The sequence below is a fragment of the Arenivirga flava genome (assembly GCF_030161575.1).
Taxonomy (GTDB): Bacteria; Actinomycetota; Actinomycetes; order Actinomycetales; family Microbacteriaceae; genus Arenivirga; species Arenivirga flava.
The window spans coordinates 1020567-1035797 of record NZ_BSUL01000001.1 but is presented as its reverse complement, the minus strand read 5'-3'; the positions used below and the strand labels follow the sequence as shown (position 1 = coordinate 1035797).

Here is a 15231-nt window from a genome sequence, read left to right as displayed (position 1 = left end):
CGCGAGCGGATGGACGGAAGGCGGGAACCCGAGGCGCAGGTCGATCTCGATGCCTCCAACCGTGTGCTGTGCGAGCCCTGCGCGCCCCGCAGCCGTCCAGCGCGTGCCGCCTAGGCTGGCCGGGTGCCCGCAGTGAACCTCGGAATGCCCGCCGCGCCCCCGCCCGTGCTGGCCCCGCGCCGCCGCAGCCGGCAGATCAGGGTCGGCAGCGTGCTCGTCGGTGGCGACGCCCCGGTCAGCGTGCAGTCGATGACCACCACGCCGACCACCGACATCAACGCGACGCTGCAGCAGATCGCCGAGCTCACCGCATCCGGCTGCGACATCGTGCGCGTCGCCGTGCCCAGCCAGGACGACGCGGACGCGCTGCCGATCATCGCGCGCAAGAGCCAGATCCCGGTCATCGCCGACATCCACTTCCAGCCGAAGTACGTCTTCCAGGCGATCGACGCCGGATGCGCGGCCGTCCGCGTGAATCCGGGCAACATCCGCCAGTTCGACGACAAGGTCGGCGAGATCGCGAAGGCGGCGAAGGATGCGGGCGTGAGCCTGCGCATCGGCGTCAACGCGGGCAGCCTCGACGCCCGCCTGCTGCAGAAGCACGGCAAGGCCACGCCGGAGGCGCTCGTCGAGAGCGCCGTCTGGGAGGCGGGCCTGTTCGAGGAGCACGACTTCCACGATTTCAAGATCTCGGTCAAGCACAACGACCCCATCGTGATGGTGCAGGCCTACCGGCAGCTCGCCGCCCGCGGCGACTGGCCGCTGCACCTCGGGGTCACCGAGGCCGGCCCCGCCTTCCAGGGCACCATCAAGAGCGCGACCGCCTTCGGCATCCTGCTCGGCGAGGGCATCGGCGACACCATCCGCGTCTCCCTCTCGGCGCCGCCGGTCGAGGAGATCAAGGTCGGGCTGCAGATCCTGCAGTCGCTGAACCTGCGTGAGCGCAAGCTCGAGATCGTCTCCTGCCCCAGCTGCGGCCGCGCGCAGGTCGACGTCTACACGCTCGCCGATCAGGTGACCGCCGGCCTCGAGGGCATGACCGTGCCCCTGCGGGTCGCCGTGATGGGCTGCATCGTCAACGGACCCGGCGAGGCGCGCGAGGCGGACCTCGGAGTCGCGAGCGGCAACGGCAAGGGCCAGATCTTCGTGAAGGGCGAGGTCATCAAGACGGTGCCCGAGCACGAGATCGTCGCCACGCTCATCGAGGAGGCGCAGCGCATCGCCGACGAGCTCGGCCCCGACGCACCGACCGGCACCGCGCAGGTCGTCACGGCCTGACCGGCCGGGCGCGCTGCTCCGCAGGTCAGCGGATGCGCTCCGCCGGCCCGGCCGCGACCGCCGCTTCGTAGACGCGCAGCAGCCCGTCGACTCGCTGGACCACGCCGTCGCGCGCCCCGAGCATCGCGCGGCTCGCGCGGGCGATCGCCGCGGGGTCGCTGCGCAGGTGCGCGACCGCCGCCGCCAGCCCCGCGGCGTCCGGCGTCGGCGCGAGCCACCCGCCCCCGGCCGGCACGATCTCGGCCAGGTCCGGATCGCAGTGGATCACCGGCAGCCCGGACGCGATGGCCTCCAGCAGCACCATCGGCTGGTTGTCGAAGTCGAGCGAGCTGGAGACCAGGGCATGGGCGCCGCGCATGGCCTCCAGCACGGCGCCCTGCGGCACCGCGCCGTGCAGGGCGACGGGGGCGCGCATCCGCTCGAGGGCACGGCGGGCCATGCCCTCGCCGTAGACGTCGACGGTCACATCGGGGCCGAAGGACCGCGCGGCCTCGGCGAGCACCGCGGGGCGCTTCTCGGGCGAGAGCCGGCCGACCCAGAGCAGTCGCAGGGCTTCGCCCGGCTCGAGGCTCCGCTCCACGGGAACGCCGACCCGGTGGAGCACCGAGGCCTCGAGGCCGTTCGACAGCACGGTCGTGGGGGTCGTCACACCCTGAGCGGCGAGCTTGGCGGCGAAGTGGGCGGAGGGCACGATCACGTGCGCGCTGGCCCGGGACTGCGCGGCCATGAGCCGCCACATCCGCCGCGCGGTCGCCGTGGCCGTGTACGGCGTGCGGCCGGGCACCGCGACGCCGCGGCGGCTCACGTGCCGGGCGTGCAGCGCCGCGAGCAGCCGGGTGGTGACCGACGGCAGCGGCAGCACGCTGGCGGTGTAGACGTCGACGCGACCGTGCATGGTGTGCACGACGGGCAGGCCGAGATCGCGCGCCGCCCCGATGGCGCCGAGCGCGGCGAACATCTCGGAGTGGGTGTGCACGACGTCGATGCCGCGTCGCTCGAAGGACGCCCGCAGCTGCGCGCGGATGCGCCGCGGCGGCCAGGCGAACGGGAAGCCGTCGGGGCGGAACACCGGCGAGACCGGCAGCGCCTCGACGCCGGGGTCCGCGCTCCGCTCGAACAGCGGCGCCACGACGACCACCTCGTGCCCGGCGGCCTCAAGCGCCTCCCGGTGCGCCTTGACCGCCGTCTGCACGCCGCCGAGCGTCGGCAGCCAGTAGTCCGTCACCAGGGCGATCCGCATGGCAGCGAGCCTAGGGGAGGGCGGTCCGCCCTAGGATGCGGTCCATGGGCGAACACGCGCTGGTCACCGGCGCGAGCGGCTTCCTGGGTCGTCACGTCGTCCGGGAGCTGCTCGCGCACGGCTACGAGGTCACCGCAGCGGGCCGCGACGAGCGGATGCTCCCCACCGATGCGCCCCGTCTCGTCGGCGACCTGCACGCGCTGCCCGGCTCCGGCCTGCGCCCCGACGTCATCGTGCACTGCGCCGCGCTCTCCACCCCGTGGGGGCGATGGCGCGACTTCGAGCGCACGAACGTGCAGGGCACGGGCCACGTGCTCGAACTCGCCCGGCGCAGCGGCGCCCGTCGCATCGTGCACATCTCCTCGCCGAGCGTGCACGCCGAGGCCCGCGACCGCATCGGCATCCGCGAGCACGATCCGCAGCCCGCCCGCGCGATGAACGGGTACATCCGCTCGAAGCGCGCCGCGGAGGCGCTGCTGCTGGGCGAGCGCGCCCGGCCGGAGGTCGTGGTCCTGCGTCCGAGGGGCCTCATCGGCCGCGGCGAGCGCACGCTGGTGCCGCGCCTGCTCGCGGTGCACGAGCGGATCGGCATCCCGCTCTTCCGGGGCGGCGGCAACCTCGTCGACCTCACCGCGGTCGAGAACGTCGCGAGCGCGGCACGGCTCGCCCTCCAGGCGCCCGGCGCGGACGGGGAGGTGCTCAACGTCACGAACGGCGACCCGCGCCCATTCAAGCACCTGCTCGACCAGCTGCTGGACGGCATGGGCATCGCTCCCCGGTACCGGCACCTGCCCATCCGTCCCGTCCTGGCCGCGGCCGGAGCGCTCGAGGCGGTCGCCGCCCGCCTGCCCGGGCGCCCCGAGCCGCCGCTCACCCGGTACACGGTCGCGTCGATCGCCTTCTCGCAGACGCTCGACATCGGCGCCGCCCGGCGGGTGCTCGGCTACGAGCCCCTGGTGAGCCTCGACGAGGGGCTCGCCAGCTATGCCTGAGCTGCACTACCACCGCTGCGGCGAGACCAGCCACGACGTCGGCGCCCTGCTGCGCGGCGCACCCCGCGAACGCAGGGTCTTCCCCGCCGGCGTGTTCCGCTACGACGACGGCGAGCGCCGCGTGCTCGTCGACACGGGGTACGCCGGCCGCTCCTGGGGCACCGGAGCGAGCGGATGGGCGTACCGCCTCCTGCTCCCGCCCCGCGTCCGCCCCGGCGAGACCATCGCCGAGCAGGTCGACCCGTCGACGGTCACCCACGTGGTGCTCACCCACCTGCACCCCGACCACCTCGGCGGGGTGCGCGACCTCCCGCACGCGACGTTCGTGCTGAGCGCAGGGCTCGTGGAGACCCTCCGGGCGCCGAGGCTGAGGGAGGGCGTGCTCCCCGGGCTCCTGCCGCCGTGGTTCGACTCGGCTCCTCGCATCGTCGTCGACCGCTTCGACGACGAGCACCACGGGCTCGCGACGCACGACCTCTTCGGCGACGGCTCCCTGTGCCTCGTCGACCTGCCCGGGCACGCCCGCGGGCACGTCGGCGTACTCGTGCAGGGAGGGTGCTGCTCGCCGGCGACGCGGCCTGGAGCCGCGATCTGCTCGGCGAGGAGCAGCGGATGCGCGCCCTGCCCCGCGCCGTCGGCCACGACCACGCCGCCCAGGCCCGCACGGCCCAGCGACTGCTCGCCGCGGAGGCCGCCGGGCTGCGGCTGCGCTTCGCCCACGATCCGCACCCCGAGGGGGTGGACCTGCTGTGGGCCGACTGAGGATCGTGCGGGCCTTCGTCGTCGCGCGCTGGCTGCGGCGCTTCCGTAGCAGGGCGCAGCTCGAGCGCCACCAGCGGCGACGCGTGCGCCGGCACCTCCGCCTGCTGCGGCGGCGCTCGCCGTGGTTCGCCGCGGCGCCGGCACGCCTCGACGAGCTGCCGCGCATGGACAAGGCCGTGATGATGGCGAACTTCGACGCGATGAACACGGTGGGGGTCACCCTCGACGACGCGGTCGCGCTCGCCGCGGACGCGGAGCGCCGCCGCGACTTCGGCGGCACCCTCGACGGCGTCTCCGTCGGGCTCTCGAGCGGTACGAGCGGTCATCGCGGCGTCTTCGTCGTGAGCGCCGCCGAGCGCGATGCCTGGGCCGGCACGGTGCTGGCGCTCACGCTGCCGCGCGGGCGCATCCTGGACCACCGCATCGCGCTGTTCCTGCGCGCCGGCAACGAGCTCTACGACACCGTGCGCTCGCGGGCCGTGGAGTTCCGGTACTTCGACGTGCACGGCGACCTCGGGGAGCGCATCCGCTCGCTCGCCGCCTACGAGCCCACCATCCTGGTGGCGCCCCCGTCGGTGCTGCTCGCGATCGCCGAGGCCGGCCTCGAGCTGCGACCGCAGCGCGTCTACGCGGTCGCGGAGGTGCTCGAGCGAGCGGATGCGCGCCGGCTGGAGGCCGCGTTCGGGCAGCCGTTCCTCCACCAGCTGTACCAGTGCACCGAGGGCTTCCTCGCCCGCACCTGCGATCGCGGCGTGCTGCACCTCAACGAGGAGCTCCTGCTGTTCGAGCGGGAGGCGGTCGAGGGGCGCCGCTTCGTGCCGATCGTCACCGACTTCTCGCGCGTCGCGCAGCCGATCGTGCGGTACCGCCTGAACGACCTGCTCGTCGAGCGCGCGGAGCCCTGCGATTGCGGCAGCGTACTGACCGCGCTCGAGCGCATCGAGGGCCGCGAGGACGATGCGCTGCTGCTGGGCGGCGTACGGGTCTTCGCCGACCTCGTGGCTCGCGCGATGATCCACGCCGAGGGTTTCAGCCAGTGGCGCGTGGTGCAGACCGGCGCCGAGCGCGTCGAGGTGCTGCTCGACGACCCGGCCGGCGAGGCGGGCGTGCGGGAGCGGCTGGAGGCGCTCTGGCGGCGGCAGGGCGCGCCCGCCCCCGAGCTGCGCTTCGGGGCGTACGCTCCCGATCCGACCCGCAAGCTGCGGCGCGTCGAGCGCGCGTGGAAGGAGGATGCGGATGCGTCGGCTTGAGATCGCCGGCTACGGCACCAGCCTGCCCGGCCGCATCGTGGCCTTCGGGCGTCAGACGCGGCACCGCATCGAGGACGACCGCGGCCAGCTCGACCTGCTGGCGGAGGCGGCGGAGCGCGCGATCGCGCACGCGGGCCTGCGCCCGGACGACGTGGACTGCGTCATCGCCGCCTGCGCCGCCGGGGTGCAGCCGATCCCGTGCACGGCGGCGCTCGTCATGGAGCGGGTCGCACCGCACGCCACCGCGGCGGCCTTCGACGTCAACTCGACCTGCACCAGCTTCATCACGGCGCTCGACGTCGCCTCGCGCTACCTCGACGCCGGGGACTACGAGCGGGTGCTCGTCGTCAGCGGCGACGTCGGCAGCCGCTTCCTCGACCCGGAGCAGCGCGAGAGCTTCGAGCTGTTCTCGGATGCGGGGGCCGCCGTCGTGCTCACCCGCGGCGACGGGTCGCGGGGCGTGCTCGCGAGCCTGCAGCGGACCTGGCCGCAGCACGCGCACGACACCGAGCTGCGCGGTGGGCTCTCGCTCCATCCGGCGCAGGCGTACGCCGAGGGCGACCCGCGCGACTACCTCTTCGACATGCAGGGCCGGCGGGCGCTGATGAGCATGCTGGCCGTGCTGCCGGCGTTCTTCGACCGCTTCTTCGAGCGGGCGGGGCTCGGCCTCGACGACCTCGACCTCGTCGTGCCGCACCAGGCGAGCGGCGCGCTCGGGATCGCGATGCGGCGCATCGGCATCCCGAAGGCGCTCTTCGTCGACCGGGTGGCGGAGTACGGCAACATGGTCTCCTCCTCGGTGCCGTACACCCTCATCCGCTCGCTCGAGGAGGGTCGGATCGGCCCCGGCGGCACGGTGCTGCTCTGCGGCACGGCGGCGGGCCTCACCGCGAACGCGCTCGCGCTGCGGCTCTGACCGCGCGCGGCGCTGCCGCTCGCGGCGCGGCGGCGGGTTAGCATCGTCGCGACGCCGCTCCGCCTGCTCGCCCCGCGCACGGTACGGTCGGCGTCCTCCGGCGCGGCAGGGGGCCGCCCGGACGATGGGGGAACGCCGTGCTCGCTCGACGTCGGACGACGGCGCTCGCATGCGTGCTCGCGGCGGGCGTCTTCGCCGGCGCCGGCGCCGGCGCGGCCATGGCCGGTGCGCCCGAGCCGCCGGCGCCCGCACCGAGCATCCCCGTGCCGGCCCTGCCGGAGGAGCCCGTCGCCGCACCGTCCTACCCGTCCGGGAGCTCCGGCACCCGCGAGGTGCGCCGCTGGGTCGAGCAGGACCGGGCGGATGCGCCGGGTACCGACTCGGTCCTCTTCATCGGCAGCTCCAGCATCCGCCGCTGGGAGTCGCTCTCCCGCGATCTGCCCGACTACGACGTGGTGCAGCGCGGCTGGGGCGGCTCCGTCATGGGGCAGGTCCTCGCCGAGTCGCCGTGGCTGGTGGCCCCGCTCGCACCGCGCGCCGTCGTGCTGCGGACCGGGCTCAACGACCTGCGCGCCGGGGGCTCGCCCGAGCGGCTGGCCGCGGACGTGCGCGACTTCGTCGCCCTGGTGCGCGCGGGCCGCCCCGACGCGCAGGTGCTCGTGCTCGCGATCGCTCCGACGCCGGCCACGGTCGACGCCGGCGACGGCGTCGAACGGGCGCGGCGCGAGGCCAACCGGCTGCTGGCCGCCGACGCGGCGGCCGATCCCGGCGTCCACTACGTCGACATCGCGACACCGTTCGAGCAGCTCGCGGCGACGGATCGCGCCGCCTTCGACCGGCTCTCGATCGACGGCATCCACCTGACACCGGCCGGCTACGCGGCCTGGCTCGAGGTGCTGCTCCCCGTGCTGGACTCCGCGGTCGGACCGTCGGAGGCCGCCCGTCCGACGGTGCAGGGCCTGCGCCCCGGGGAGCGGTTGCTGCTCGACCTCGGCGCCGACGACGGGGTCGTCGGCGTGCCGACCGGACTCGACGACGAGGGCCGCCAGTGGAACGACTGGTGGCCGACGGCGCCGGGCGGCGACGTCGTCGCCGGGGAGCATCGCGGGTCGCTCGTCACGGACGGGGGCCGGATGACCGGCGTCGCGATGACGGTGACCGGCGGCTTCCGGGCGAGCACCGCCGCCGAGGCGGGTCCGACCGCGCCGGGCTCGGCGCTCGGCGACCTCGCCGTGCCCAGCGCGACGCGCGACGCCTGGATCGCGACGGCGGACGACCGCCCGGGCGGTGACGACGACCTGCCCGGCGGCTTCCTACTGGAGGGGCTCGACCCCGAGCTCCGGTACGCGCTGCGCGTCGTCGGGGCGAGCCCGGGCGCACCGGGCAGCACGGCCGAGCTCGTCGTCCACGGCGCATCCGGCGGCGCCGCGCAGCTGCGCACCGGCGGGCCGGGTGCCGGGCGCGAGACGGCCGCCATCGGCGACCTGGTGCCGGATGCGCGGGGCCGGCTGTGGATCGACGTGCGCGTCGAGCAGGGCGCCGCGGCCTCGCTGAACGCCGTCGAGCTCGTCGCCGCGGAACCGGTGCAGCCCTGACCATCGGTAGGATCGCCGGGTGATCACCCGTCTCTCCAAGCTGTTCGTCCGCACCCTCCGCGAGGACCCGGTGGACGCCGAGGTCGCCAGCCACAAGCTGCTCGTGCGCGCCGGCTACATCCGCCGCCAGGCGCCGGGCGTCTTCGCCTGGCTGCCGCTGGGTCTGCGCGTCAAGGCGCGCATCGAGACGATCATCCGCGAGGAGATGGCGGCGGCGGATGCGCAGGAGGTCCACTTCCCGGCCCTGCTGCCCCGCGAGCCCTACGAGGTCACGAACCGCTGGACCGAGTACGGCGACGGGCTGTTCCGCCTGCAGGACCGCAAGGGCGCGGACTACCTGCTGGCGCCGACGCACGAGGAGGTCTTCACGCTGCTGGTGAAGGACCTCTACGGCTCGTACAAGGACCTGCCGCTCACGATCTTCCAGATCCAGGACAAGTACCGCGACGAGGCGCGCCCCCGCGCGGGCCTGCTGCGTGGCCGCGAGTTCACGATGAAGGACGCGTACTCCTTCGACGTCAAGGACGAGGGCCTCGCCGCGAGCTACCAGGCGCAGCGCGACGCCTACGAGCGCATCTTCGCCCGCCTCGGCATGGAGTACGTGATCGTGCAGGCCGACGCCGGTGCGATGGGCGGCTCCCGCAGCGAGGAGTTTCTGCACCCCACGCCCATCGGCGAGGACACCTTCGTGCGCTCGGCCGGCGGCTACGCGGCCAACGTCGAGGCGTACACGACGCCCGCGCCCGAGGCGCGCAGCCTCGAGGGCCTCGCCCCGGCGACCGTCGTCGACTCTCCTGGCACCCCCACGATCGCGACCCTCGTCGAGCTGCTCAACGAGCGGCACGCGAAGGCCGAGCCGTGGACCGCCGCCGACACGCTGAAGAACGTCGTGCTGGCGCTCACCCACCTCGACGGCACCCGCGAGCTCGTCGTCGTCGGCATCCCCGGCGATCGCGACGCGGACATGAAGCGCGCCGAGGTCGTCTTCGCCCCCGCGGAGGTCGATGCGGCCAGCGAGGCCGACTTCGCGAGGCACCCCGGCCTGGTCAAGGGCTACATCGGCCCCTGGTCGGTCCGCGGCGCGGTGCTCGGCGAGGAGTCGAGCACGGGCATCCGCTACCTCGTCGACCCCCGCGTCGTCGACGGCACCGCCTGGGTCACCGGCGCGAACGTCGACGAGCAGCACGTGCTCGACCTCGTCGCGGGCCGCGACTTCGTCGCCGATGGCGTCGCCGACATCGCCTCCGTGCGCGAGGGCGACCCCGCGCCGGACGGCTCCGGGCCCGTCGAGCTCGCCCGCGGCATGGAGATCGGCCACGTCTTCCAGCTCGGCCGCAAGTACGCCGAGGCGCTCGGCCTCAAGGTGCTCGACGAGAACGGCAAGCTCGTTACCGTCACGATGGGCTCCTACGGCATTGGCGTCACCCGCATCCTCGCCGCCATCGCCGAGGCCAACCACGACGCGAAGGGCCTCATCTGGCCCGAGGAGGTCGCGCCCTACGACGTGCAGGTCGTCGCCACCGGCCGCGACGCGGCGATCTTCGAGGTCGCCCAGGGCGTCGCCGAGCAGCTCGAGGCCAAGCGCCTCGAGGTGCTCTACGACGACCGGCCCAAGGTGAGCCCCGGCGTCAAGTTCGGCGACGCCGAGCTGCTGGGTGTGCCGCGCATCGTGATCGTCGGCCGCGACGCCGCCGAGGGTCGCGTCGAGCTCTGGGACCGCCGCTCCGGCGAGCGCTCCAGTGTCACGATCGATGAGGCGCTCGCCTCGTTCTGAGACCGGAGGAGCACGGATGAGCCACCGCATCGTCACGACGGCGGTGACCGCCGTGCATCCGCTCTCCGTGACGAAGGCGGATCGCACGGGCCGCACGCGCGTGGAGGAGCTGGAACCGGGCACGATGCGCGAGATCCGCATCCTCGACAAGCTGGTCGACGAGCTCGCCGAGGGCGAGGCGATGGAGAAGATCCTCCGGACGTGAACCGGGGCCGCCCGCTCGCTCAGCCGAGCCCGCGCGGGATCGCCGCGATGAGCCGACGGGTGTACTCCTCGGCCGGTGCCGCGAAGAGCCCGCGCACCGGTCCGCTCTCCACGACCCTGCCGTGCTCGAGCACCGTGACCCGGTCGGCGATCTGCCGCACCAGGCTCAGGTCGTGGGTGATCACGAGGTAGCTGAGGCACTCGCGTTCGCGCAGGCCCATGAGCAGGTCGATGATCTGCGCCTGCACGACCACGTCGAGGGCGCTCGTCGGCTCGTCGAGCAGCAGCACCCGCGGTGCGAGTGCCAGGGCGCGGGCGATCGCGACCCGCTGGCGCTGGCCGCCGGAGAGCTCGTGCGGGCGCCGCTCGCGCAGGGAGTCGGGCAGTGCGACCTCGTCGAGCACCGCCTCCGCCCGCTCGCGTCGCTGCGCACGGTTGCCGCCGCCGTGCACCCGCAGCGGCTCCTCGACGGCGCGCCGCACGGTGAACCGCGGATCGAGTGCGGCGAGCGGGTTCTGCGAGACGAGCTGCAGCAGCCGCGGATGCGGGTTGCTGCGGGGCGGATCGGCGGCGAGCGCCGTGCCCTCGACCGCGATCGAGCCCTCGAAGGCCGTGAGCCCGGCGACCGCGCGGGCCACCGTGGTCTTGCCGGAGCCGGACTCGCCGACGAGCGCGTGCACCTCGCCGCGGGTGACGGTGAGCGACACCCGGTCCACGGCGGGCGCCCCGCGGCCGAAGCGCTTGACCAGGTCGCGCACCACGACCACGTCCTCGGCGGAGCGGGCGCGCTCCCGGTCGCCGTAGCGGTCCGGGGAGAGCGCCGGTGCGGTGGCGAAGAGGGTGCTCGTGTAGGCGTCCTCCGGCTGCTCGAGCACCCTCCGGGCGGGGCCCTGATCGACGATGCGACCGTCGTGCAGCACCGCGACCTCGTCCGCCCGCTCGGCGGCGAGTGCCAGATCGTGGGTGATGAGCAGCACGGCCAGTCCGAGCTGCTCCTGCAGGCTCCGGATGAGATCGAGGATGGTGCGCTGCACGGTCACGTCGAGGGCGCTCGTAGGCTCGTCCGCGATGAGCAGCCGTGGCCGCCCCGCGATCGCCAGGGCGATGAGCACGCGCTGCAGCTGGCCGCCCGAGAGCTCGTGAGGGAAGGCTCGCAGCCTCTCCTCGGCGTCGCGGATGCCGACCGCGCGCAGCAGCTCCACCGCCCGCACCCTGCGCGCGGCGCGGGGGAGGCCGGCGTGCAGCGCGAGCGTGCGCACGAGGCGGGTGCCGATCCGCTCGAGCGGGTCGAGCGAGCTCAGCGGGTCCTGCGGCACCGTGCCGACGACGCCGCCCCGCAGGGCGCGCCAGCCGCGCTCGTCGAGGGCCGTGGCGTCGACGCCGTCGAGCCGGATGGCACCCGACTCGACGGTGCCGTTCGCGGGCAGCAGCCCCGCGAGCGCCGCCGCGATGGTGCTCTTGCCCGAACCCGACTGCCCGACGAGCGCGAGGGTGCGCCCCGCCTCGAGCCGCAGGTCCGCGCCCTGCACGACGGTGCGCCGAGTGCGGTCGCGACCGGTGTAGCCGATCCGCAGTCCGGTCGTCTCGAGGACGGCGGTCCGGGTGGCGGCGGTCGGTCGATCGAGGGCGATGGTCATGGCCTGGTCCTCCGGGTCTCGGCGATGAGGGCGGATACCCGGCTGATCGCGACGACGGTCGCGACGATCACGAGGCCGGGCAGCAGGGTCAGCCAGGGGGACGACGACAGGTAGCCGCGGCCCTCCGACACGAGCAGACCCCATTCGGGCAGCGGCGGCGGTGCGCCGTAGCCGAGGAAGCTCAGCGCGGCGATCCAGAGGATCGCGTTGCCGAACTGCAGGGCGGTCATCGACAGCACGGGAGCCGCCGAGTTGGGCAGCACGTGCCGCAGCAGCACCGCCCAGGGCCGCACGCCGAGGTGCCGCGCCGACTCGACGAAGCCCAGCTCGCGCACCCGCAGCACCTCCGAGCGCATCAGCCGCGCGAAGGCGGCGATGCTCGCCACGCCGACCGCGATGGCGGCGTTCGTGGAGCCGAACCCCAGCGCCACGACGACGACCATCGAGAGCAGCAAGCCGGGGATCGAGAGCAGCACGTCGACGACGCGGCTGACGACCGCATCCGCCCATCCGCCGAAGTAGGCGGCGATCAGGCCGAGCGCGCTGCCGGCGCCGAGGCCGATGGCCACCGCGATGGACGAGGCCAGCACCGTGCGGCCCGTGCCGTGCACGATCCGCGAGAGCACATCGCGGCCCAGGTAGTCGGTGCCGAACAGCCCTGCGCTGCCGGGCGGCTGCAGCGTGCCGCCGGGCACCGCCTCGAGCGGGTCGGCGGGTGCGAGCACACCCGGGGCGACGATCGCGAGGGCGACGAGCGCGAGCACCCCGAGGGCCAGCACGTCGACGACGCCGAGGCGGGGGCGCGTGCGGGGTGCGGAGCGGATGCGGTGCAGGACGGCGCTCATGCGGCGATCTCCTCGCGGTGCGGGCGGATGCGCGCGGACCGGGGTCCGCCGATCCGAGGGTCGATCAGGGGGTAGACGAGGTCGGTCGCGAGGTTCACGAGCGTGAACACGACGGAGACGACCATCACCACCGCGAGCACGGTCGGGCCGTCCTGCGCCCGCACGGCCTGCTCCGTGACGAAGCCGAGCCCGGTGCGGGAGAAGATCGTCTCGGCGATGACGCTGCCGGCGAGCAGCTCGCCCACGGTGAGCCCGAGGAGGGTGACCGCGGGGATGGCGCCGTTCTTCAGCACGTGACGCCCGATGATCGAGCGGCGCGGGAAGCCGCCCGCGCGCAGCACGGTTGCGAACGGTTCCCGCCAGGCGCTCTCGAGGCCCTCGATGAGCACCTGCGCGATGGGCGCGCTCGCGCCGATGCCCAGGGTGAGGGCGGGCAGGATGAGCGACCTGGCCCCCTCGTCGCGGATCGACGAGAACCAGCCGAGCTGGTACGCGAAGACCTGCAGCAGCACCAGGCCGATGAGGAACCCGGGCGTCGCGAGCGCGACCGCGGGCAGGGTGCGGAACAGGCCGCGCAACCGGGCCCACGGTGCGAAGACGGCCCCGAGCGCGATGAGCAGCGCGAGCGCAGCGGAGACGAGCAGCGCGACGCCCGCGAGGGTCGCCGTCTCGCCGAAGCCCTGGGCGACGAGGTCCGAGACCCGGCGCCCGTTGGTCAGCGAGTAGCCGAGGTCGCCCTGCAGCAGCCGCGTGACGCTCAACCAGAACTGCTCCAGCGGCGGCAGATCCAGCCGGTAGTAGTTGATGATCGCCTCGGCCTGCTCCTCGGGGATCGGGTTCTGGGGGTTGTCGATGCGGCTGCGGATGGGATCGCCCGGCAGCAGGAACAGCACCGCGTAGACGAGCACGTAGGTGAGGGCGACGACGAGGGCGGACTGGCCCAGGCGGCGCAGCACGGCGGCGGGACGGAGGCGCATCCGGCTACTTCCGCTCGGTCCAGGCGTCGTAGAACCACGGGCGCGCCTCGGCGGTCCAGCGCAGGTCGTGCACGGTCGGCTGGATGCCGAACACCTGGCTGTCGTCGAGGATCGGCAGCAGGTAGGCCTGCTCCACCGACACCCGCTGGATCTCGCCGACGATGCGCGCGCGCTCAGCCGCATCCGTCGTCACCGCCTGCTGCGCGTAGAGGTCGGCGAGCACGCGGTCGTCCTCCGGCAGATTCAGCAGGTTGCTGCCGTCCACGGAGTAGTTTACGCTCTGCCGCACCCAGGCGTCGGCCTCCGGCCAGCCGTTGCGGCGCACCGCGATCGACGGGTCGGCGATGACCGCGCTGTAGTTGGCGTAGTCCGTCTCCTCGATGACGAGCTCGATGCCGAGGCGCTGCAGCTGCCACTGGATGAGCTGGAAGAGCGGCTTGGCCGTCGAGTCGTAGACGTCGACGTAGGTGGTGAGGCTGAGCCGCTCGCCGTCTCGGGTGCGGTACCCGTCGGCATCCCGCTCGGTGAAGCCCGCCTCGTCCAGCAGCGCCTCGGCGCGCTCGGGGTCGAACCGCAGCGACTCGGCGAGGTCGACGTAGCCGAAGGTGCCGGGCGAGACGGTGCTCGTGGCGGCCTGCCAGTTGCCGCTGTAGAGGTCGTCGACGATCTGCTCGCGGTCGATGCCGACCTGCAGCGCCTGCCGCACCCGCACGTCGTCCACGAAGGGCGCCGACTGGCGCACGTCCCACACGTTGGCGTTGCCGGTGCCCTGCACCCCGACCACCTCGATGCCCGCGTCGATGAGCCCCTGCTCCTCGCTGGGCAGCACGTAGCGGATGAGGTCCGCCTCGCCCGAGCGCAGCGATCCCTGCCGCACGCTGTCCTCGGTCACGGGGATGACGGTGACCCGGTCGAGGAACGCCTCGCCCTGGTGCTCCCAGCTCGACGGGGCCCAGTCGTAGCCCTCGCGCTTGGCGAAGACGATCTCCTCGCCGTACACCTCGCTCTCGACCGTGAAGGGGCCGCTGCCGATGATGCCGGTGATCTGCGACTGCTCCTCGATCGTCGAGTCGATCGTCGCGTCGGCGACGAGGGAGGTGCGCCAGAAGGAGAGCACGTCGAGCAGCGGCGCGTAGGGCTGCTCGAGCTTGACGGTGACCGTGCCGTCGCCCGAGCTGATGTCGGCGATGGGCGGCAGCCAGTTGTTGGCGGGGATGCCCTGCTCGGGATCGCCCTGCGACTGCCACTCGAGGTTGCGCTCCACGTTCGCCGCATCCAGATCGGTGCCGTCGCTGTAGGTGATCCCCTCGCGGATCGCGAACTCGTAGACGAGGCCGTCCTCGCTCACCGTCCAGTCCTCGGCCACGTGCGGCTGCAGCTCGCCCGTCTCCGGGTCCTTGAACACCAGGCGGTCGGTGATGTTCGTCACGTAGGCGCTGTCCTGCCAGGTGCCGCTCGTCTGCAGCTGCGTGTTGGAGGTGAGCTCGGCATCGAGGTAGACGAGTTCGCCGCCCTCGCGCTCCCCGCTCGCGCCGGCCGGTGAGGCGGATGCGGCGCACGAGGTCAGCAATCCGGTCACGGCGAGCGCCGCGAGGGGCGCGGCCAGGCGGCGGGGCTGGATGGGCATGGTCGCTCCTGTCGATCGTGCGGAGCGCGTCGCTCGCCCTCCGTGGCCCCGATGCTGGTGGGACCGAGCGCGATGCGCTCGCGCCCCGGTCACCGGGCGTCACGGAACGACACCGGGCGCAGCCTCACCCGATC

The 15231-nt window shown here is 73.9% G+C and carries 13 protein-coding genes; 8 read left to right on the top strand and 5 right to left on the bottom strand.

From position 1 onward, the window contains the following. Window positions 1-144 precede the first annotated feature (144 nt). Window positions 145-1278, top strand: a complete 1134-nt coding sequence (gene ispG / locus QQK26_RS05075) for a flavodoxin-dependent (E)-4-hydroxy-3-methylbut-2-enyl-diphosphate synthase (protein WP_284234453.1) — start codon at window positions 145-147, stop codon at window positions 1276-1278. 25 nt (window positions 1279-1303) lie between these two features. Here the strand turns inward: ispG and QQK26_RS05070 are convergent, their stop codons facing one another. Next, window positions 1304-2518 carry a glycosyltransferase gene (locus QQK26_RS05070; RefSeq protein WP_284230661.1) on the bottom strand — a complete coding sequence of 405 codons (1215 nt, stop codon included), beginning with the start codon at window positions 2516-2518 and terminating at the stop codon, window positions 1304-1306. A 44-nt stretch (window positions 2519-2562) separates the two neighbouring features. On the opposite strand from QQK26_RS05070, the gene QQK26_RS05065 reads away from it, so the two are divergent. The 7 genes from QQK26_RS05065 (at window position 2563) to QQK26_RS05035 (ending at window position 10012) form a co-directional block, all read left to right on the top strand. Then, on the top strand, window positions 2563-3510 hold the full coding sequence (locus QQK26_RS05065) for an NAD-dependent epimerase/dehydratase family protein (protein ID WP_284230660.1): 948 nt from the start codon (window positions 2563-2565) through the stop codon (window positions 3508-3510). Then, a complete protein-coding gene (locus QQK26_RS05060) occupies window positions 3503-4321 on the top strand; it encodes an MBL fold metallo-hydrolase (RefSeq protein ID WP_284230658.1) in 819 nt (272 codons plus the stop codon). Before QQK26_RS05065 ends, QQK26_RS05060 begins: the two co-directional genes overlap by 8 nt. Beyond that, window positions 4278-5522 carry a F390 synthetase-related protein gene (locus QQK26_RS05055; protein WP_284230655.1) on the top strand — a complete coding sequence of 415 codons (1245 nt, stop codon included), beginning with the start codon at window positions 4278-4280 and terminating at the stop codon, window positions 5520-5522. The genes QQK26_RS05060 and QQK26_RS05055 overlap by 44 nt, the downstream gene beginning before the upstream one ends. Continuing rightward, complete coding sequence (locus tag QQK26_RS05050) at window positions 5509-6438, top strand: 3-oxoacyl-[acyl-carrier-protein] synthase III C-terminal domain-containing protein (RefSeq protein ID WP_284230653.1); 930 nt, start codon at window positions 5509-5511, stop codon at window positions 6436-6438. Before QQK26_RS05055 ends, QQK26_RS05050 begins: the two co-directional genes overlap by 14 nt. A 173-nt stretch (window positions 6439-6611) precedes the next feature. Then, the gene (locus QQK26_RS05045) at window positions 6612-8033 is read left to right on the top strand and encodes a GDSL-type esterase/lipase family protein (protein ID WP_284230651.1); all 1422 of its coding nucleotides are present in this window, start codon (window positions 6612-6614) and stop codon (window positions 8031-8033) included. Window positions 8034-8052: 19 nt separating this feature from the next. Next, window positions 8053-9807 (top strand): proline--tRNA ligase, encoded by a 1755-nt coding sequence (locus tag QQK26_RS05040; protein ID WP_284230649.1) that lies wholly within the window; start codon window positions 8053-8055, stop codon window positions 9805-9807. A 16-nt stretch (window positions 9808-9823) separates the two neighbouring features. Then, a complete protein-coding gene (locus QQK26_RS05035; RefSeq protein WP_284230648.1) occupies window positions 9824-10012 on the top strand; it encodes a DUF2200 family protein in 189 nt (62 codons plus the stop codon). Between the two features lie 19 nt (window positions 10013-10031). Here QQK26_RS05035 and QQK26_RS05030 read toward each other — a convergent pair whose 3' ends face one another. Genes QQK26_RS05030 through QQK26_RS05015 form a run of 4 tightly spaced genes read right to left on the bottom strand, consistent with a single transcriptional unit; the run spans window position 10032 to window position 15097 of the window. Continuing rightward, a complete protein-coding gene (locus tag QQK26_RS05030; RefSeq protein WP_284230646.1) occupies window positions 10032-11648 on the bottom strand; it encodes a dipeptide ABC transporter ATP-binding protein in 1617 nt (538 codons plus the stop codon). Beyond that, on the bottom strand, window positions 11645-12493 hold the full coding sequence (locus QQK26_RS05025; protein ID WP_284230644.1) for an ABC transporter permease: 849 nt from the start codon (window positions 12491-12493) through the stop codon (window positions 11645-11647). Before QQK26_RS05025 ends, QQK26_RS05030 begins: the two co-directional genes overlap by 4 nt. After that, window positions 12490-13470 (bottom strand): ABC transporter permease, encoded by a 981-nt coding sequence (locus tag QQK26_RS05020; protein WP_284230642.1) that lies wholly within the window; start codon window positions 13468-13470, stop codon window positions 12490-12492. Before QQK26_RS05020 ends, QQK26_RS05025 begins: the two co-directional genes overlap by 4 nt. Before the next feature lie 4 nt (window positions 13471-13474). After that, window positions 13475-15097: an ABC transporter substrate-binding protein gene (locus tag QQK26_RS05015; RefSeq protein ID WP_284230640.1), complete on the bottom strand. Its 1623-nt coding sequence runs from the start codon at window positions 15095-15097 to the stop codon at window positions 13475-13477. Window positions 15098-15231 lie beyond the last annotated feature (134 nt).

What these genes read in the sequence shown, in the direction of transcription:
- QQK26_RS05030 (WP_284230646.1), bottom strand. Translation starts at nt 11,648, where the DNA reads ATGACCATCGCCCTCGATCGACCGACCGCCGCCACCCGGACCGCCGTC.
- QQK26_RS05060 (WP_284230658.1), top strand. Translation starts at nt 3,503, where the DNA reads ATGCCTGAGCTGCACTACCACCGCTGCGGCGAGACCAGCCACGACGTC.
- QQK26_RS05050 (WP_284230653.1), top strand. Translation starts at nt 5,509, where the DNA reads ATGCGTCGGCTTGAGATCGCCGGCTACGGCACCAGCCTGCCCGGCCGC.
- QQK26_RS05065 (WP_284230660.1), top strand. Translation starts at nt 2,563, where the DNA reads ATGGGCGAACACGCGCTGGTCACCGGCGCGAGCGGCTTCCTGGGTCGT.
- QQK26_RS05070 (WP_284230661.1), bottom strand. Translation starts at nt 2,518, where the DNA reads ATGCGGATCGCCCTGGTGACGGACTACTGGCTGCCGACGCTCGGCGGC.
- QQK26_RS05015 (WP_284230640.1), bottom strand. Translation starts at nt 15,097, where the DNA reads ATGCCCATCCAGCCCCGCCGCCTGGCCGCGCCCCTCGCGGCGCTCGCC.
- QQK26_RS05035 (WP_284230648.1), top strand. Translation starts at nt 9,824, where the DNA reads ATGAGCCACCGCATCGTCACGACGGCGGTGACCGCCGTGCATCCGCTC.
- QQK26_RS05020 (WP_284230642.1), bottom strand. Translation starts at nt 13,470, where the DNA reads ATGCGCCTCCGTCCCGCCGCCGTGCTGCGCCGCCTGGGCCAGTCCGCC.
- QQK26_RS05025 (WP_284230644.1), bottom strand. Translation starts at nt 12,493, where the DNA reads ATGAGCGCCGTCCTGCACCGCATCCGCTCCGCACCCCGCACGCGCCCC.
- ispG (WP_284234453.1), top strand. Translation starts at nt 145, where the DNA reads ATGCCCGCCGCGCCCCCGCCCGTGCTGGCCCCGCGCCGCCGCAGCCGG.